15 protein-coding genes and 1 pseudogene are annotated in these 18,746 nt (G+C 67.2%); 4 read left to right on the forward strand and 12 right to left on the reverse strand.

What is annotated here, in order from left to right:
- Positions 1-51 precede the first annotated feature (51 nt).
- On the forward strand, positions 52-1,533 hold the full coding sequence (locus tag NA10_RS29440) for a PucR family transcriptional regulator (protein WP_084515414.1): 1,482 nt from the start codon (positions 52-54) through the stop codon (positions 1,531-1,533).
- A 349-nt stretch (positions 1,534-1,882) separates the two neighbouring features.
- On the opposite strand, the gene pucL is transcribed toward NA10_RS29440, so the two are convergent.
- Positions 1,883-2,803 carry a factor-independent urate hydroxylase gene (pucL, locus tag NA10_RS29445; RefSeq protein WP_067573753.1) on the reverse strand — a complete coding sequence of 307 codons (921 nt, stop codon included), beginning with the start codon at positions 2,801-2,803 and terminating at the stop codon, positions 1,883-1,885.
- A 182-nt stretch (positions 2,804-2,985) separates the two neighbouring features.
- Between pucL and NA10_RS29450 the strand changes: the two genes are divergently transcribed.
- Positions 2,986-4,350 carry a uracil-xanthine permease family protein gene (locus NA10_RS29450; RefSeq protein ID WP_067573754.1) on the forward strand — a complete coding sequence of 455 codons (1,365 nt, stop codon included), beginning with the start codon at positions 2,986-2,988 and terminating at the stop codon, positions 4,348-4,350.
- Position 4,351: 1 nt separating this feature from the next.
- Here NA10_RS29450 and NA10_RS29455 read toward each other — a convergent pair whose 3' ends face one another.
- The 6 genes from NA10_RS29455 to NA10_RS39635 form a co-directional block, all read right to left on the reverse strand.
- Positions 4,352-4,666 (reverse strand): MarR family transcriptional regulator, encoded by a 315-nt coding sequence (locus NA10_RS29455; RefSeq protein ID WP_067573755.1) that lies wholly within the window; start codon positions 4,664-4,666, stop codon positions 4,352-4,354.
- Between the two features lie 142 nt (positions 4,667-4,808).
- Positions 4,809-5,828 (reverse strand): sulfate/molybdate ABC transporter ATP-binding protein, encoded by a 1,020-nt coding sequence (locus NA10_RS29460; RefSeq protein WP_067573756.1) that lies wholly within the window; start codon positions 5,826-5,828, stop codon positions 4,809-4,811.
- Positions 5,825-6,634: a sulfate ABC transporter permease subunit CysW gene (cysW, locus tag NA10_RS29465; RefSeq protein WP_067573757.1), complete on the reverse strand. Its 810-nt coding sequence runs from the start codon at positions 6,632-6,634 to the stop codon at positions 5,825-5,827. Before cysW ends, NA10_RS29460 begins: the two co-directional genes overlap by 4 nt.
- On the reverse strand, positions 6,631-7,464 hold the full coding sequence (gene cysT / locus NA10_RS29470; RefSeq protein WP_067573783.1) for a sulfate ABC transporter permease subunit CysT: 834 nt from the start codon (positions 7,462-7,464) through the stop codon (positions 6,631-6,633). Before cysT ends, cysW begins: the two co-directional genes overlap by 4 nt.
- 86 nt (positions 7,465-7,550) lie before the next feature.
- Positions 7,551-8,591 (reverse strand): sulfate ABC transporter substrate-binding protein, encoded by a 1,041-nt coding sequence (locus NA10_RS29475; protein WP_067573759.1) that lies wholly within the window; start codon positions 8,589-8,591, stop codon positions 7,551-7,553.
- A 190-nt stretch (positions 8,592-8,781) separates the two neighbouring features.
- Entirely contained in the window at positions 8,782-8,871 is a 90-nt protein-coding gene (locus tag NA10_RS39635; protein WP_373862448.1) for an Ms4533A family Cys-rich leader peptide, read from the reverse strand.
- Positions 8,872-8,920: 49 nt separating this feature from the next.
- On the opposite strand from NA10_RS39635, the pseudogene NA10_RS29480 reads away from it, so the two are divergent.
- Positions 8,921-9,535, forward strand: a pseudogene (locus NA10_RS29480) (M48 family metalloprotease); the annotation flags it as partial.
- 15 nt (positions 9,536-9,550) lie between these two features.
- On the opposite strand, the gene NA10_RS29485 reads toward NA10_RS29480, so the two are convergent.
- Together NA10_RS29485 and NA10_RS29490 are read right to left on the reverse strand one after the other, a co-directional pair.
- On the reverse strand, positions 9,551-9,805 hold the full coding sequence (locus NA10_RS29485; RefSeq protein ID WP_157556817.1) for a hypothetical protein: 255 nt from the start codon (positions 9,803-9,805) through the stop codon (positions 9,551-9,553).
- A gap of 151 nt (positions 9,806-9,956) precedes the next feature.
- The gene (locus NA10_RS29490; protein ID WP_067573763.1) at positions 9,957-10,193 is read right to left on the reverse strand and encodes a hypothetical protein; all 237 of its coding nucleotides are present in this window, start codon (positions 10,191-10,193) and stop codon (positions 9,957-9,959) included.
- Between the two features lie 66 nt (positions 10,194-10,259).
- On the opposite strand from NA10_RS29490, the gene NA10_RS29495 reads away from it, so the two are divergent.
- Positions 10,260-12,308, forward strand: a complete 2,049-nt coding sequence (locus NA10_RS29495) for a glycoside hydrolase family 15 protein (protein WP_067573785.1) — start codon at positions 10,260-10,262, stop codon at positions 12,306-12,308.
- A 48-nt stretch (positions 12,309-12,356) separates the two neighbouring features.
- On the opposite strand, the gene NA10_RS29500 is transcribed toward NA10_RS29495, so the two are convergent.
- The 3 genes from NA10_RS29500 to lepA all read right to left on the reverse strand — a co-directional run bounded on the left by NA10_RS29500 (position 12,357) and on the right by lepA (position 18,686).
- Complete coding sequence (locus NA10_RS29500) at positions 12,357-14,174, reverse strand: dynamin family protein (protein ID WP_245677992.1); 1,818 nt, start codon at positions 14,172-14,174, stop codon at positions 12,357-12,359.
- The gene (locus NA10_RS29505; protein ID WP_067573765.1) at positions 14,171-16,438 is read right to left on the reverse strand and encodes a hypothetical protein; all 2,268 of its coding nucleotides are present in this window, start codon (positions 16,436-16,438) and stop codon (positions 14,171-14,173) included. The genes NA10_RS29500 and NA10_RS29505 overlap by 4 nt, the downstream gene beginning before the upstream one ends.
- Before the next feature lie 394 nt (positions 16,439-16,832).
- Entirely contained in the window at positions 16,833-18,686 is a 1,854-nt protein-coding gene (gene lepA, locus NA10_RS29510; RefSeq protein ID WP_245677994.1) for a translation elongation factor 4, read from the reverse strand.
- Positions 18,687-18,746: the final 60 nt, after the last annotated feature.

Consider the following 18,746-nt stretch of genomic DNA (forward strand, 5'->3'; position numbering starts at 1 on the left):
ATACCGGCGTTCTAGCGTGTCGGCCATCGGGCCGATCACGGGAGGTGCGCCGTGCTGGTGCGGGACATACTCGACGCGCCGCAGTTGCGAATGCGACTGCTGCACGGGGATGCGGCGGAGTTGGAGCGACCGGTGGCGCGGGTGTGCGCCACCGATATGCCCGACCCGCGGCCGTTCGTGACCGCGGGCGCGCTGGTGTGCACGGGATTGGTGTGGCGGCAGACGGCCGCCGACGCGGATCGATACATCGGCCTGCTCGCCGAGGCCGGGGTCGCCGGGGTCGTGGCGGGTCAGGCATTGCACGGACATGTGCCGCAGGATGTGCTGGACGCCTGCGAGAAGTACGGTCTGCCACTGCTTTCCGCACCGCAGAGCGTGCCGTTCAGTCGAATCATCGAGTACCTGGCCGAGCAGGCGGCCGAATTGCGCTGGCGGCGTGTGCAATCGCGGGTGGATCGGCAGCGCCGCCTGCTCGCGGCCGTGGCCGGTGGCAGCACCGTCGGGGATCTGATCGCCGATATCGCACTGGAGCAGGATGTCTCGGCCTGGGTGGTGACCGCGACCGGACGGGTGATCGCCGGGACCGCGCCCATCTCCGAGGAGGAACTGGATCGGATCGTCGGCACCGCGCTCACCGCGCCCCGACTCCCCGCCGTCACGGCGGGGGCGATGCGAGTCCTTCAGATCGGGGCCGGGGATCGAATCACCGCCTGGTACCTGGTGATTCGACCCGCCGCAGCCGAACCGGAGGTCTTCGGCTCGGACCTGGCCGCCGTCACCGAGCTCTATCGGCAGCGAAGCATGGATCGCCTGCATCTGGATTGGGAGCTGATCGACCGCTTCCCGGCCCAGCCCGCCGATCGACCCGGCACGCACACCGTCGCGGTGGTGTGCGAGCTGCGCCCGGGCGAAACCCTCACCGGAACAGGACTTCCCGAAGTTCGCGCGGCCCTGCACGACGTGCTGTCCGGCGTCACCACCTCGGTGGATCGGGAAGGCAGACTCATCGCGCTCGTCGATGCGACGCAGGACGTGACCGCCGACACGCTGCGCCGCCGCTTCGGCCGACTCGCCCCCGCACTGGCCGGTGCTCGTCTCGCATTCGGCGTGAGCGCCCGGCAGCGGGACGAATCCCTCTCCGGCAGCATCGCCGCCGCCGCGTCCGCCGCCACCGCAGCGCTCGATGACGATGCGGCGGTCAGTGTCCGCATCGCCGATATCGATACGGCCGTGGGCCTTTTCACCGCGATCCCCGGCGGCCTGCAACGCCGTTTCGCCGAGCGGGTACTGGGGCCGGTCGTCGACTACGACCGAAAAACCGGTGCGGGCCTGATGGAAACCCTCGAGGTCTACCTCGGCTGCGAGGGCTCCTGGCGGCAGGCGGCGGACCGAATGCACCTGCACCTCAATACGGTTCGCTACCGCATCGGCCGCGTCGAGGAACTCACCGGCCGCGACCTGGCCCGCCTCGACGACCGTCTGGACCTGTACCTGGCCATGCGCACGCTCACCGCTCACGCCGCCTCGGCCTAGGGTCGTTCAGCCGAAATATGGTGCTGCGGTGAAGGTGTGGATCCCGGCCGAAACCACGCCGGAAGGATGGGGACGGTCGAGCCCGCTCGCGGTTCGGGGCCGGTCCGACTTGCCATGGTGTCGGAGCCAGGTCCGAACGGCCGCGGTATCGGAGCCGGGTCCAAACCGCCGTGCTGTCGGAGCCGGGTCCGAACCGCCGTGCTGTCGGAGCCGGGTGCGACAGCCGTGCTGTCGGGGCCGGTCCGAACCGCCGTCGTGTCGGGGCCGGTCCGACTTGCCATGGTGTCGGAGCCAGGTCCGAACCGCCGTGCTGTCGGAGCCGGGTGCGACAGCCGTGGTGTCGGGGCGGTCAGACCGCACCGGTGTAGGGGTCCCAGGCGGTGCCCGCGTCGGGGGCGTCCGCGCGCAGGACCGAGGCGTGGATGAGGCCGTAGGGGCGGTCGTCGGCGTAGAAGACCTCGCCGTTGTTGGGGACGTCGAAACGGGAGAGGTCGAAGGACCAGTGGTGTTTATTGGGGGCGGACATGCGGATCTCGGCGAGGCAGGGGTACGCCTCGAGCGCCGCCTGTCCCATTTGGAAGAGGGTCTGCTGGAGGGCTTTGGAGTGCAGGGTGGCGAATTCGGCGATCATGACCGCGCGGATGCCGTCGTAGGTGGCGTCCCAATCCTGCGGATCGGTGGCAAAGCGCCAGCGGGCGGTGAGGCTGGTGGCGAGAATGCGATCGTAGGCCGGTTCCAGGACGGTGAACTCGTCGGTGAGGAAGCCCGCGAACTCCGATCCGGTGGATTTGAGGATGACCAGGTCCTTGACACCGCCGATCACCCATTCCCGTTGCGCCGCACCGGTTCCCGTCACGGTGACGGCGGCAATACGGATTTCCGGGCCGACCCTGGTCCAGGTGTGGTCGTGGCCGCCGCCGTGCACCGGAACCCGCTGCCAGGCGTACTCCTCGATCTCGATGCGCGCGGATTCGACCGTGGCGATGTCATCGGCGAAATGCCGGGCCAGGGCCTGCCCGTACTGTTCGATACTGCCGTCACCGTGCGTCTTGGCGTAGGTGAAGATGGTCTGCTTCTGCGAATCGGTGGGCAGCACCCCGCCCTGATCGCCGACGGTATGCGCCTCGTCGAAAGCCCCACGCAGGCAGGACGATACGTTCAGATCGCGGATCTCATGCCGCGCGGTATCGCGATAGATGCGCACCACCCGGTTCTCGGCCTTGCCATACTGATGCGGGCCGAGCACGATCTTGCCGGTCAACTCGGTCATGGTCGTCTCCCGTGGTCGATGAACACCTTGCCCCACTGTGGCGTACCCGCGCCGCCGCACACGCTGGTTCACAAGACAAAACACCGCGGGCGATCCGCCGTCCGCTTAGGCATATCGGACAAACCACCGGATGGCCGCGGCTGCCTAGCCTGAATCAACCGCACGCGCCGTAGGGAGCCATCATGACCTCGCCCCACCCCGTCGACACCCGATTGCCATGGCATCGGCTGCTGGCCTTCGGTATTCAGCATGTGCTGATCATGTACACCGGATGTGTGACCGTTCCACTGGTCTTCGGTGCGGCCGCCGGGCTGGACAAAACCACCGTGGGACTGCTGATCAGCGCGGACCTGCTGGTGGCCGGAATCATCACCCTGGTGCAGAGCCTGGGACTGGGTCGTTTCGCGGGCGCTCGCCTGCCGATCATCACCGGTGCGACCTTCGTGGCGATGAGCCCGATGATCTTGATTGCCAAGCAGTACGGACTGCCCGCCGTCTACGGTTCCATGCTCATCGGCGGTCTGGTCGGCATCGCACTGGCGTGGCCGTTCGCCACGGTGGTGCGGTTCTTCCCGCCGCTGGTCAGCGGCACGGTGCTGACCGTGGTCGGCGTCTCGCTCATCGGTGTGGCCGGTGGGCTGATCGTGGGCAGCAATCCGAAGGCGCCGTCGTTCGGCGCGATCTCCCATATCGTGCTGGCGGCCGTGGTGCTGCTCATCGCCTTGATCGGCACCGTCTTCGGGCGCGGAATCTGGTCGCAGCTGGGCATTCTCATCGCACTCGTGGTCGGTGTACTCCTGTCCATTCCCATGGGTCTGATCACCCTGGACGGCGTCTCGGGCACCGCGTGGCTGGGCGCACCGCACGTGTTCTATTTCGGCGCACCGCAATTCCCTCTCACGGCGGTGGTGGCCATGAGCATTGTGATGGCCGTGGTCTTCGCCGAATCCACCGCCAGCATGCTGGCGATCGGCGAGATCACCGGGAAGAAACTCGAGCGCGCGGATCTGGCACGCGGCCTGATCGGCGACGGCCTCTCGGCGGTGCTGGCGGGTGTGTTCAGCTCCTTCATCGATACCGTCTTCAATCAGAATGTCGGCGCGGTCTCCGCCACCCGGGTGTACAGCCGCTATGTGACCGCGGTCAGCGGTGCGATTCTGGTAATTCTGGGCCTGGTACCGCGTTTCGGCGCGATTGTGGCCGCCGTCCCGCAGCCCGTGGTGGGTGGTGTGGGCCTGGTGCTGTTCGCCACCATCGCGGTGATCGGCGTGGACACCCTGCGCCGCGCCGATCTCGCGGACCGGGTGAACCTCTCGATTGTCGCGGTCGCCATCGGCGTCGGCCTGGTGCCGGTGCTCACCAAGGGCATGTTCGACAAGTTCCCGACCTCGGCGCAGATCCTGCTCAATAGCGGCATCTCGCTGGCGGCGGCCACCGCATTCCTGCTGAATCTGCTCTTCAACCACACCAAACTCGGCGAGATCGCCCGTGGAGCAATCGAATCCGCCCCCGCCGAGCCGGAACCCCAGGATCCGATCGCCGCCTGAGCTAGGTCGGCAGCGAGGCCGATAGGCCGGGGCGAGGCTGCGGTGCGCAGGGCGGTGGCCGCCGATGCCGGGTGAGGTAGTCGCGGTAGGTCGCCGAATGGATGGTGAGCCGTCCCCGATGGGTGACCTGCCAGGTGGCGGGGGTGTGCAGGGTCGCCAGGGCCAGGCCCGTCTGCGACAGGCCGTGCAGTGCCCGCCGGGCCGCGCCGGCGGTGAGACCCGTTGCGGCGCACAGTTGGCGAACGGTGAGCGCGGCCGGGAACTCCGGCCGGGCCAAGGCGGCAAGCACTCTGGCTTCGGATTCGGTCAAGGCCATGGTGTGGGCCTTCCATCGGTCGATCGCTGAGCAAATGGCTGGTATCCATCGGCTGCTCTCAGCGTGGCCGACAAACGCCCAACCGTAAAGCTCTACGAAACCTTCGCACCCCCACACCCGGCGTGTCGCCGGGTCCGGGTGCTCAGGAGACCGGGACGACGGCGACCGGGGCGAGCGGCAGCTCCGGAATCCGGGTGGCGCGCGCGTACACGGTCTCACCCTCCGCCAAATGCAGGGCCTCGGCATCGCCGCGGGTGACCTGCGCGGTGAACAGATCACCGGTGGCGGCATTGCGGAGTTCGACGCGAACCTCGAAGCCCAGGTGCACGACTCGCTCGACCGTGGCACGGGTGACGCCCGCGGACTGCGCGGTGCCCTCGTGCGCGGCCAGGGCCATGGAGGGATCGCGGCCGACGCGAATATCGTGCGGGCGCACCAGATGGCCGTTCAACTTGGCCACCGCACCCAGGAATGACATGACGAAATCGTTTGCGGGCCGGTCGTATACGTCCTCGGGCGTACCGACCTGTTCGATGCGCCCCTTGTTCATGACCGCGATGCGGTCCGCCACATCCAGGGCCTCTTCCTGGTCGTGGGTGACCAGCACGGTGGTCACGTGCACCTCCTCGTGCAGCCGCCGCAGCCAAGTCCGAAGATCCGCACGGACTTTCGCGTCCAGCGCGCCGAACGGCTCATCGAGCAGCAGCACCTGCGGATCCACCGCGAGCGCGCGGGCCAGCGCCATGCGCTGGCGCTGACCGCCGGAAAGCTGTGCGGGATACCGATGCTGGAACCCGTCGAGCCCGACGATCTCCAGCAGATCGTCGACCTTCTTCTTGATCTCCGGCTTGGGCCGCTTGCGGATCTTGAGTCCGAACGCCACATTGTCGCGCACGGTCATATGCTTGAACGCCGCGTAATGCTGGAAGACGAATCCGATATCGCGCTTCTGCGGCGACACATTGGTCACATCGCGTTCGGCGATGGTGACGATCCCGCTGTCCAGGGTCTCGAGTCCGGCGATCGAGCGCAGCAGCGTCGACTTGCCCGAGCCGGACGGCCCCAGCAGCGCGGTCAACTCCCCGGAAGGAATGTCGAGGCTGACATCGTCGAGCGCGGCGAAGGTCCCGTAGCGCTTGTTGGCATTGGTCACGGTGATCATTTGGCAGTGCCCCGCTTGCGTTCGAGGAGTGTCATCAGAAGAAGGACGATGAGGGCGATACCCATGAGCAGGGTCGCCGCGCAGTACGCGCCGAAGGTGTTGTGGTCGTTCGTGTACCGCCCGTGCACCAGCAGGGTAAGCGTCTGGGATTTACCCGGCAGCGCCGTGGACACCATGATCACCGCGCCGAATTCGCCGAGCGCACGCGCCACGGTGAGCACGATGCCGTAGGTCAGGCCCCAGCGGATGGCGGGCAGAGTGATCCGCCAGAACGTCTGCCAGCGCGATGCTCCCAGCGTCGCGGCGGCCTGCTCCTGATCGTCGCCGATCTCGTGCAGCACCGGTTCCACCTCGCGCACCACGAACGGCAGTGTCACGAAGATGGTGGCCAGCACCATGCCCGGCAGATTGAAGATCACCTTGAGCCCGTGATTCTCCAGCCCGCCGAACCAGCCGTGCGCACCCCACAGCATGATGAGCGAAACACCCACCACGACGGGGGAAACCGCGAACGGCAGATCGACCAGACCCTGAACCAGGTTGCGGCCCGGGAACTTTCCGCGCACCAGCGCCAGCGCCGTGAGCACGCCGAACACCACATTGATGGGCACCACGATGGCCACGATCAACAGCGACAGTTGCAGCGCCGACTGCGCGGCCGGGGTGGTGACCGAGTCGATGAACGCGCCGACGCCGCGCTCGAAGGTCCGCCAGAAGATGATGATCAGCGGCAGCACCAGCAGTACACCGAGATACGTCAGCGCGATGGTGCGCAGCGAAATACGGGTCCACGGAGCAAGTTTCATCGCGATTCCTGTTCCTTGCGGGCGGTCCGGTCCGCGAACAGGCGCAGCACCAGCAGGGACACGAACGAGATCACCAGCAGCGCCACCGAGACCGCGGCCGCGTTGACCGGCCGGTCGATCTCGATCTGCTGCTGGATGTACTGCGAGGCCATCTGCGTCTCACGCGGAATATTGCCGCCGATCAGCACCACCGACCCGTATTCGCCGATGGCGCGGGCGAAGGCGAGCCCGCCGCCGCTGATGATGGCCGGGGCCAGCGTGGGCAGCAGAATCTGCCGGAAGGTGGTCCAGTTGTCCGCGCCGAGTGACGCGGCGGCCTGCTCCACCTCCTTGTCGACCTCGATCAGCACCGGCTGCACCGAACGCACCACGAACGGGAGCGTCACGAAGGCCAGCGCCACGATGATGCCGGGCTGGGTGGCATTGAGATGCACATTGATCGGGCTGCGCGGTCCGTACAGCGCGAGCAGCACGATGCTGGCCACAATGGTGGGCAGGGCGAACGGCAGATCGATGAGCGCGTTGACGATCCCCTTGCCCGGGAATTCGTCGCGCACCAGCACCCAGGCGATCAGGGTGCCCATGATGACGTTGACCACCGCCACGATCACCGAGACGACGATGGTCACCTTCAGCGAATCCAGTGCGGCGGGCGCGGTGACCGCATCCCAGAATCCGGACCAGCCGTCACCGAAGGAGTTGTAGGTCAGGGCCGCCAGCGGCAGCAACACGATGATGCTGAGCCACAGCACCGACGTGGCGATGCCGATCGGGCCGACGGACCCGGTCACCCGCAGCCAGGAACGGCCCGGCCCGGGTTTCTTCTTCACCGAAACGCCGGGACCGGTGCCGGTCCCGGCGTTCGCGCTGCTGTCACTCACGGTATCGAGTATCGCTTGTGGGCCAGGTCACTCGACTACTTGGTGGCCTTGTCGTAGATCTGCGCCACAGATCCGGTGTTGGCGGTGAACAAATCCTTGTCCACGGCCTTCCAGCCGCCGAGGTCGGCGATGGTCCACAGCTTCTGCGGGGTCGGGAAGTCCTTGGCGAAGTCGGCGGCGACCTTCGGGTCGACCGGGCGGAAACCGGCCGCGGCCCAGGCCTTCTGGCCCGCCGGGGTGTACAGGAAGTCCTTGAACGCGGTGGCCTTGGCGGCGTTCTTGCTGTTCTTGAGCACCGCGACCGGGTTCTCGATCTTGAAGGTGATCGGCGGGATGATGTGCTCGATCTGATCGCCGTTGCGCTCGGAGAAGATGGCCTCGTTCTCATAGCTGAGCAGCACGTCACCGGTGCCCTGCAGGAAGGTCTCGGTGGCCTCGCGACCCGACTTGGGCTGCACCTTCACATGATCGCGGGCGATCAGCTGGGACAGGTAGTCCAGACCGGCCTGCGGGTTCTTGCCGCCCTCGCTCTTGGCCGCGTACGGGGCCAGTAGGTTCCACTTGGCCGAACCCGAGGAGAACGGGTTGGGGGTCACGACCTCGACGCCCGGCTTGAGCAGGTCGTCCCAATCCTTGATGCCCTTGGGGTTACCCTTGCGGACCGCGATGACCACGACCGAACCGAACGGAATCCCCTTGTTGGCGTCCGCGTTCCAGCTCGCGTCGACCAGACCGGCGTCCACCAGGCGGGTGATGTCGGGCTCGACCGAGAAGTTCACGACGTCCGCTTCCGCGCCGTCCTTCACCTTGCGGGACTGATCGCCCGAGGCGCCGTAGGACGACTGGAACTGCACGCCCTTACCGGCCTCGGTCTTGTTGAACTCCGGGATCACCTTGTCGAAGCCCGGCTTGGGGACCGCGTAGGCGTAGAGGTTCAGGGTGCCGCCGCTGCCGTCGGCCGCGGAGCTGTCGCTCGAATCGCTCGCACCGCCGCCGCACGCGGTGAGCACGGTGGCTGCGACCGCGGTCAGGGCGACGGCGAGAGTTCGGCGGGAAAGCCGGGAGTTGCGAGACATCGGGTGGACCTTTCGAGAAACCCGCCGGGTGTGGACCGGGAGGCGGGATATGAGGTGATGCCGTAGACCCGTCGATGAGAAGCAACGGTGGCGCTGCGGCCCCGGTGCGGGGCCGCCGGAATCCGGGGACAACTGCGAAAGGTGCGCGCGCCAGTCTACTTCTGGAGGTGCAGCGGTGCCCGGTCGGCAATCAACGACAGTGAATGTCCGCGACCACGAGGCAGCCCACAGCGATCAACGCCAATTCATGGCGGACCTGGGGCGCAACACTCGACGACACGCGGCAGACTGTAGCAGAGCGGCCGGTGAGGCCGCGAATCAGAGTGAGTTACCGCACGCTCATGCATCTGATGCGGTTGGCCGCGGGCATCGGCTGGGTTCCGGTGGGCGGCTGGGCATTACGCGCCATCGTGGCGGCGCTGATGGAGTGGAGCCGCAAATCCGAACCCTCCGGCGACCGGGCCGGACTGCTCTGCGGACAGGATGTGGACGCCTCGGTGCGCGGGCATATGAAGCTGGCGGGCGGTTCCCGGGTGGGCGAGATGAGCCATGCGGCGTTCCCGCAGCAGGCCGATGACTACGACCGCGCGGGGAATCCGCGCGACGGCGTGCTCACACTGCTGAACCTGGAATCGCAGACGCATCCGTTCTCGGTGCTGCGCGCGGCCGAGCCGCGGCGCTGGATCACCAGCGGCGACTACGACCGAATCCTGGCCGGGCAGTACCCCTTACGCGAACAGGACGAGCGCGCACGGATCAGCGATCGGGTCGAGGAGGCGGCGCGTGCTCACCGGCAGAGCTTCGACCAATCGGAGGATCCGCTGATCCGCACCGTGCGCAACCTCGGACGCGATGTCGGATCCGCGGTCGGCACGGTGGGTCAGGAAGTGGGCGAAACGGTTTCGAAGATCGGGAAACGCTTCACGGAGTGGCGGGACCAGTAGCCCCGGGGGACGTGATTACTCGTCGCCCTCGACGACCGGCGGGTTCTCCAGGATGTCGAGAATCCACTCCTCCGTGGCACTCTCGGCATCCTCCTCATCCGGGCGGATGCGGTTGACCAGCCGGACACCCAGGCCGAGCAGCTGCGCGGCCTTCACCATCTCGATGGCTTCGTCCGGACCGCACAGGTGCGTGGCGATCAGCCGCGGCTCCTCCTCGAAATCCTCTTCGGAGAGCAGCGTTTCCAGTTCCAGGCCTTCATCGGTTGACATGGTGCAGCAGCGTACGCGCAGCATCCGACAGACAGGACCCGAAGTCCGATTCGCCCGATGAACAGCGGACGAAATCAGCGGGTGAACAACCAGGCGACGACGACCAGGACGAGCAGTGCGATCAGGGCGAGCTGAACACGGGAGCGGGGCATCAGGCAGCTTCCTTACGCATACGACGCGGCTGCGCGGCGGGCGCCACGGCCTCCTGGGCGGCAACCCGATCACGGCCCAGTGCGCGCAGGCCAACCCGCAGCACTCGATCCAGCAGGTAGGCGATGGCGAAACAGACCGGCACCATGGCGGCCAGCACCACGGCGAACTGGGGAACGAAGGGCAGGCCGGCCACCCAGAGTTCGACGCCGTCCCACCATCCTGCAATCCGATGCACGCCATCAGCCTAGGCCGAAGACGCGATGGTGGACGATTCGGGCCGACAGGACACAAGATGGTGTGCATGGAGTCCTACGACGAGCCGGAGTCCGACATCAGGTCGCTCGGCAGTGAGACCGGCCCACTCGGCACACTCGATCCGCCCCGCGATTCGACCGACCGGCCAGATGTCTCGCTCAACGACGGGTTCCTCCCCTCGGCGACCGGAGTCGGCCACTATTCGGCGTTCCCGCCCATCGACGACTACGCCTTCCTGTCCGATTGCGAAACCACCTGCCTCATCGCCCGCAACGGCTCGGTGGAATGGATGTGCGTACCGCGACCGGACTCCCCCAGCATTTTCGGGGCCATGCTGGACCGCAGTGCCGGACACTTCCGGCTCGGCCCGTACGGGCGCAATGTGCCCGCAGCACGGCGCTATCTGCCCGGCGGGCTGATTGTGGAGACCACCTGGCAGACCGAGACGGGCTGGCTCATCGTGCGCGACGCCCTCGTGCTCGGGCCGTGGCACAACAATCGCTCGCGCAGCCGCACACATAAGCGCACGCCGATGGACTGGGACGCCGAGCACATGCTGCTGCGCACGGTGAAATGCGTGAACGGCGTGGTCGAACTGGAGATGAGCTGCGAACCCGCCTTCGACTACCACCGCGGCGCGGCCAATTGGGAGTACAGCGGGGATGTCTACGAACAGGCGACCGCCACCAGCGGGATCGACGGCTGCCCGACCCTGACCCTCACCACGGATATGCGGATCGGGCTGGAGGGCCGCGAGGCCCGCGCGCGGACCCGGATGAAGGAGGGCGATCAGGTCTTCGTGGCACTGTCCTGGTCGGAGCTGGCACCGCCGAAGACCTTCGAGGCGGCGGCGGAGAAGATGTGGGCCACCAGCGAGGCCTGGCGGCAGTGGATCACGCTGGGACGCTTCCCCGACCACCCCTGGCGGGGTTATCTACAGCGCAGCGCGCTCACGCTCAAGGGCCTCACCTACGCCCCGACCGGGGCGCTGATGGCCGCCGCGACCACCTCACTGCCGGAAACCCCCGGCGGAGAACGCAATTGGGACTACCGCTACACCTGGGTGCGGGACTCCACCTTCGCGCTGTGGGGCCTGTACACCCTCGGCCTGGATCGCGAGGCCGACGATTTCTTCGCCTTCCTGCACGATGTCACCACCGAGGGAAACGGCAAAGCCCTTCCGCTGCAAGTGCTCTACGGTATCGGCGGCGAACGCGAGATCACCGAGTCCGAACTCCCGCACCTGTCCGGTTACGACGGTGCACAACCGGTGCGGATCGGAAACGGCGCCTACAACCAGGAACAGCACGATATCTGGGGCACCATCCTGGATTCGGTGTACCTGCACGTGAAATCGCGCCAGCAGGTGCCGGAGACGTTGTGGCCCATGCTGGAACGACAGGTGCAGGCGGCAATCGAGAACTGGCGCAATCCCGATCGCGGCATCTGGGAGGTGCGCGGGGAGCCGCAGCATTTCACCTGTTCCAAGGTCATGTGCTGGGTGGCGCTGGATCGCGGCGCGAAACTCGCCGAATGGCACGGGGAATTCGACTACGCCAAGAAATGGCATGACATCGCCGATGAGATCCGGCAGGACATTCTCGACAACGGCGTGAATTCCGAAGGGGTGTTCACCCAGACCTACGGCGGCGACAGTCTCGACGCCTCGCTGCTGCTGGTGCCCCTGCTGCGGTTCCTGCCGCCATCGGACCATCGGGTGCGCGCCACCGTGCTCGCCATCGCCGATGAGCTCACCGAGAACGGGCTGGTGCTGCGATACCGCACCGACACCACCGATGACGGATTGTCCGGCGCGGAGGGCTCTTTCACCATCTGCTCGTTCTGGCTGGTGTCCGCGCTGGTGGAGATCGGCGAGCTGACCCGGGCCCGCCAGCTGTGCGAACGACTGCTCGGCTATGCCAGCCCGCTGAAGCTGTATGCCGAGGAGATCGACACCAGCACCGGACGCCATCTGGGCAACTTCCCGCAGGCGTTCACGCACCTGGCGCTGATCAACGCGGTCATGCACGTGATCCGCGCCGAGGAATCACACCATGCCGGACAGTTCAATCCGGCACATCCGGGAAGGTCATAGCGGGCCGGGGCATCGACAGGCCCCCGTCACCGGGATGACGGGGGTTTGTCAGTAGCCGGAGTTCTGACCGCCCTGCGCGTCCGCGCGCTCGCGGAGATCGTGCAGGCGAATCAACGACGCTTCGATCTCGGTGAGGCGCTGTTCGCGGCGCTGACCGGAGTGCACCGCGGCGGCCTCCTCGGCGGCGCGCAGCGAGGCGTCCACCGAACGCAGTGTCTCATTGGCGATTTCGGTGAAATGGTCGCGCAGATTGCGCTGCACCGCCCGCAGGCGATAGCGCGATTCCTTGCTCACCTGGAAGATCACATCGTCCATGAGCCGTGCGACCGCGACCTTGGCCTCGGCCTGGCGGCGCTGCTTACGCGCTTTGCGGTCGTCCCAGAGCGCGTTGATGCCCAGCAGCACACCGGCTCCCGCGGAATACCAGTTCACCAGGGACATGCCGAGCAGGCTGGTGGCCAGACCCACCATGAGCACGCCGCCGTAGGAACCGCGCAGCATATTCAGGAACTGTTGCGCCACCGCCGGTTTGGCGCTGTCCAGCTTGTCCAGGGCGGTCACCGGCTCCAGTACCTCACCCACCTCACCCGGATTGTCCAGGCGCAGTTCGGGTGTCGGAATGCCGCGGTCGGGGAATTTGGCCGCCACCTGTTCGGCCAGCTCCACCGAGCGGTAGTGCGCGATGACGAAGTTCTCCTCCACCGCCTCGCAGATCTTGGCATCGAGGTCCGCGCCGAACTCGGCCCAGCGGCGGGCCGGATCGCGCTTCATGATGTCGGCCTCGGCATCGCGGATCAGACTCCGAAGCCGGTGCCGCAGATCATGTTCGGTATCGGCCATCAGCTCGCCCGCGCCGTCGGCGAGGGTGACCTGCCAGTTGGCGCTGCGCTGGCGCAGTTGCTCGGCCTCCTCGCGGGTGCGGCGCAACTGTTCGGTGATGACGCCGTAGCGGCGCGGATCGCGCAGTGTCTCGGCCTCGGTGCGCAGGGCCAGCGCCAGATGGTCGGTGATCAGCCCGATATCGCGGACCGCGGCCTCCGCGGCCACCGCGTCGGCATTGCCCAGCACATACCCGCGCAGATGGTCCAGCAGTTGCGGCACACCGGATTCCAGATCCAGCTGCTGATCACCGGTGGCGGTGGCCTGCTCGTGCAGTCGCGCCGAGGCGGGGGCGACGGCGAAGGCGAGTCCGGCGGCGTCGAGCAGCCGCCGATCATGCTGCTGCACCTCGGGCCACTGCGGATACTGGTCGATCTTGTTGAGCACGCAGACGACCGTCGGGCACACCTGCTGAATGCGCTGCAACTGCCCGATCTGCCCCGCGGTGAACGGCCGGGCGGCATCGGCGACGTAGAGCACCGCGTCGGCGACGGCCAGCAGCGACCAGGTGGCGGGGGTGTCCGCGGGCGAACCGGGTGCGTCCAGCAGGACGAAGCCCTCCGCCAAAAGCGCACTGGGCTCGGTGATCTCGGCCCGGATGACATGCTCGTCGAGCAGATCGGCGACCGCCTGCCGCGGTTCGACGGCCTGGCGCTCGGCACTACCGCCGCGGCTCGCGCGCACCAGGGTGGCGGTGGGCTGCGGCCCGTACTCGGCGATGACCGGCACGCTGAGGGTGCTGTCGGTGGCGCTGACCGCCGCGCCGATGAGGCTGTTGACCAGCGTGCTCATCCCGCTCTTGGATTCACCGACCACCACCAGGCGCACCCGGGGATCGGACAGCCGGGCGCGGGCGATGCCCAGGCGACCGGCCAGATCCGCGCGGCCCGCGGTGTGCACCGGCTCGAGCAGCTCGTCGAGCAGCGCGAGCAACGGGCCCATCGCGTCCGGATTCTTCACTGCGACAAGACGTTCGGCTCCGCTCACAGCAGCGTGTGGTCGAACGCGGCGTGCAGCGGGAGATGGCTGTCGGCCAGCGTCGCGTCGGGCATGAGGTGGGCGCCGAGACCGGAGTCCTGCATCAGGTAGACCGGGTGCAGTGCCGAGTCGTCCGCGATCGGCATCAGGTGGTGGCCCGAATCACCGGTATCGGCAATGGGTTTCGCCGGTTTCGGAGCATCCTGGGTCTTGGGCGCGGTGGCCTGCGGCGGCACGGTCGGCGCCGGCGGATCCAGGGTGATCGTGGGCTGATGCGTCGGCAGATCCTGATCCACGGTGGGCGCGACCGTCGGAACGGTCACATCGGACCCCCCCGGATGCGACGGCTGGGTCACCGGCGGCTGCCGCGTCGGCGCGGGATCGGTGTTGTCCGGCACCGTGATGGTCGGCGTACCGGCGTGCGTATCGGTATCGTCGATCGGCTTGTGCGGGCGGGTGCCGCCGCCGTCCGGATCCGTGGTCACCGGCGGCACGGTGACATGCGGTGCGGTGGTGACCGGCGGCACCGTGGTCGGCACCGTGATGCCGGGCAGTTTGGTCGCGGCCGGATCGTTGCTGCCCGGCAGTTTGGTGGCCACCGGGACGTGCGGGGCGGTGGTGAGCGGCTCGGGACTGGGCACACTGATCTTGGGCACGGTCGTCTCGGCGGTCGGCGGCTTGGCGCCCGCGACCGACGGATCCGGCTGACCGGAGGCCAGCAGCACCGGATGGTTGCTGTGATTGAAGAGCGCGGGCGCATTGGCCGCCGAGGCGTACAGCGGCGACGGGCCGGGCGTGGTCAGCAGATTCGCGATCGGATGCTGTGCGGCGTCGGGCTGAATGGTGGTCTGCAGCGGGGTCGTCACCACCGGCTGTGCCACCACCACCGGGGCCACCACGGCGGGCGCGGCGACCGGAACCACCGGGGCGGCCACGATCGGCGCGGCCGGAGTCGAGACCGGAGCGGGTGCCGCCGGAGCCACCGGGGCGACGTAAGCCGGTGCGGGAGCGGCGAATCCACCGGCGGGCGAGACGGTGGGGGCGCCCAAGGCCGCACCCGGTGCGGGCGTGCCCCCCGATGCGACGGTGCCGCCGGGAATCGCGGAACCCGGTGCGCCCGTGGCAGATCCGGGAGTCGCGCCCTGCGGACCGGTCACCGCCGCCGAATTCGATTGTTGACCGGGATGATTGGCGGTCGCGGCGGACTGACCGCCGGGCTGTACCGTCCCCTCGGCCCACGGGTTGGCGCCCGCGGGGAGCGGATTGCCGCTGGGGTCGATGCCGTTCGGCACGTGCGAGATCCCGTGACCCATATCCTGGGTGAACTGATCGAGCTGATGACCGACATTGCCGATGGCGATATCGACCTTCAGATCCGATTCGAAGTGAATGCCGTCGAGACCGACGTGCATATCCACGGCCCAGTTGGTGCCGACCGATATACCGAGGGGGCCATCGCCGATCCCGTCGAAAATGCCCGTGTGCGAACCGTTTCCGAGAATGTCACCGGCGTGGGGCGAGTTCACCACGCCCGGCTGATGACCGTCCGCGCCGGGCAGTTTCAGGCCGCCGCCGGGAATCTGCCAGCCCTGACCGGGATCCATTCCGGGGATCTGCCAGCCCTGGCCGCCGTCCATACCGGGAATATGCCAACCCGAACCGTCGGCTCCGGGGATATGCCACTGCCCGCCGTCCGCGCCCGGGAGCTGCCATTCCGGAGCGCCCGCGCCCGGCTGCTGCCCGGCCCACGGACTCTCCGATCGGCCGGGGGTCTCGGGTAGTTCGAGTCCGGAATCCTGCTGATGATCCGGCAGGGCGAAGGATCGGGGTAGCTCATTGTCGGGCAGGCCCACACCGTGGAAGCCGGACGCGCTCACATCGTGCGAGGCGTCGCGCGCGTCGTACTGCGGCGGGAAGAGTCCGGCATCGGTGCCGAAATGGTGATTGTCCGGCAGCGCCACCGGGTTGATACCCGAGGGCAGATGCATGGGCGGCACCTGGTCGGCGGTGAGGTCCGGGAAGGTGAGGGTCGGGCTGGGCTGGCCGGGCTGCGGATCGTTGGCCTGCGACCAGCTCACATTGCGGCTGTCGTGATCGATCGCGGGCGCGGGGCCGCCCCGGGCGCCCGCGGAGGCGATGAGCGCCCCGCCTGTCACATACGCGCCCGCCCTCGCCGTGCGCGCCACGCCGGTGGCAATACGATACGCGGCGTCATCTGCGTACTCGTCACCCGCACCGGCTGCGTCGTCGTCGAAGGACCGCTCACGCGTCATCAAGGCTCCGCTCTCAAGGATCGGCGATCCGCCGCTGGCGGACCGCCGTCTTAAAACTCGTTTCACACCCTATTTCCGGATATCCGGTCTGTCACATCCACCAGGTAGAGGCGATGCGTACAGCGATGCGAGACATAGCTTGTCACCCTGCATATGACTTCGGAAGCCCCCGATTAGCACTGCACACCGAACGCCCCGCTCGGACCGCAGAACGCCCTAACCACGAACTTCACAAACCACACACGGCACCGTGCCCCGCTGCCAACACGCAGCGGCGCACCACCTCCCCCAATTCCCTATCCGCCAACACGCAGCGCGGCACCACCCTCCCCCAACTCACCACTGTGCCCCGCTGCCGTAAGGCAGCGGGGCACGGGAGTTCGAGAGTTCGGGTCTACTTCTTGGGTTTGCTGTCCGCGCTCGAATCGGTGGACAGCGCGGCCACGAAGGCTTCCTGCGGGACCTCGACGCGGCCGATGGTCTTCATCCGCTTCTTGCCCTCCTTCTGCTTCTCGAGCAGTTTGCGCTTACGGCTGATGTCACCGCCGTAGCACTTGGCGAGCACGTCCTTGCGAATGGCGCGAATGTTCTCGCGCGCGATGACCTTCGATCCGATGGCGGCCTGGATCGGTACCTCGAACTGTTGACGCGGGATGAGTTCGCGCAGTTTGGTGGTCATCTTGTGCCCGTAGGCCTGGGCGGCGTCCTTGTGCACGATGGCCGAGAAGGCGTCCACGGCCTCACCCTGCAACAGGATGTCGACCTTGACCAGCGCGGCGGCCTGCTCGCCCGCCTCCTCGTAATCGAGTGAGGCGTAGCCGCGGGTCCGCGACTTCAGCGAATCGAAGAAGTCGAAGATGATCTCCGCCATGGGCAGCGTGTACCGCATCTCGACACGGGTCTCGGACAGGTAGTCCATACCGAGCAGTTCACCGCGGCGGGCCTGGCACAACTCCATGATGGTGCCGATGAATTCGCTCGGCGCGATCACGGTGCACTTGGTGACGGGCTCGTAGATCTCCTTCACCTTGCCCTCGGGCCAGTACGACGGGTTGGTGACGACGTGTTCGGTGCCGTCCTCCATGACCACGCGATAGATGACATTGGGCGCGGTGGAGATGAGGTCGAGGCCGAATTCGCGTTCGAGGCGCTCGCGAGTGATCTCCATATGCAGCAGTCCGAGGAAGCCGCAGCGGAAACCGAAGCCAAGGGCCACAGAGGTTTCCGGCACATAGGTGAGCGCGGCGTCGTTGAGCTGCAATTTGTCCAGGGCGTCACGCAGGTTCGGATAGTCCGAGCCATCGACCGGGTACAGACCGGAGTAGACCATCGGCCGCGGTTCGCGGTAGCCGGTGAGCGCCTCGGTCGCGCCGTCGCGGGCGCTGGTGATGGTGTCACCGACCTTGGACTGGCGCACATCCTTCACACCGGTGATGAGGTAGCCGACCTCGCCGACGCCCAGGCCCCGGGTGGGTTTGGGTTCGGGCGAGACGATGCCGATCTCCAGCAGTTCGTGGGTCGCGCCGGTGGACATCATCTTGATCTTCTGGCGCGGGGTCAGCTTGCCGTCCACCACACGCACATAGGTGACGACGCCGCGGTAGGTGTCGTACACCGAGTCGAAGATCATGGCGCGCGCGGGCGCATCGTCCTTGCCGACCGGCGGCGGCACCACGCGCACGGCCTCATTGAGCAGTTCGGGCACGCCGACGCCGGTCTTACCGGAGACGCGCAGCACGTCCTCGGGCTCACAGCCCACGATGTGGGCGAGCTCGGCGGCGTACCGGTCCGGATCCGCGGCGGGCAGATCGATCTTGTTCAGCACCGGGATGATGGTCAATTCCTTGTCCATCGCCAGATACAGATTGGCCAGGGTCTGCGCCTCGATGCCCTGTGCGGCGTCGACCAGCAGAATCGCGCCCTCACAGGCCTCCAGCGCACGCGACACCTCATAGGTGAAGTCCACGTGCCCCGGTGTGTCGATCAGGTGCAGAACGTATTCCTCACCGTCGACCTCCCACGGCAGCCGCACGTTCTGCGCCTTGATGGTGATGCCGCGCTCGCGCTCGATATCCATCCGGTCCAGGTACTGGGCCCGCATGGCCCGCTCCTCGACCACACCGGTGAGTTGCAGCATCCGATCGGCCAGGGTCGATTTCCCGTGGTCGATATGGGCGATGATGCAAAAGTTCCTGATCCGGGACGGATCGGTGAACGTCGTATCGGCGAAACTGCTAATCGGAGTCACTCCTCGGCATGGCAAAACAGCGGCATGTCAACCCCGAAGTCTACGGTGCTCTGTTTTTGG

The organism is Nocardia acidivorans NBRC 108247 (assembly GCF_001625085.1).
GTDB lineage: Bacteria > Actinomycetota > Actinomycetes > Mycobacteriales > Mycobacteriaceae > Nocardia > Nocardia acidivorans.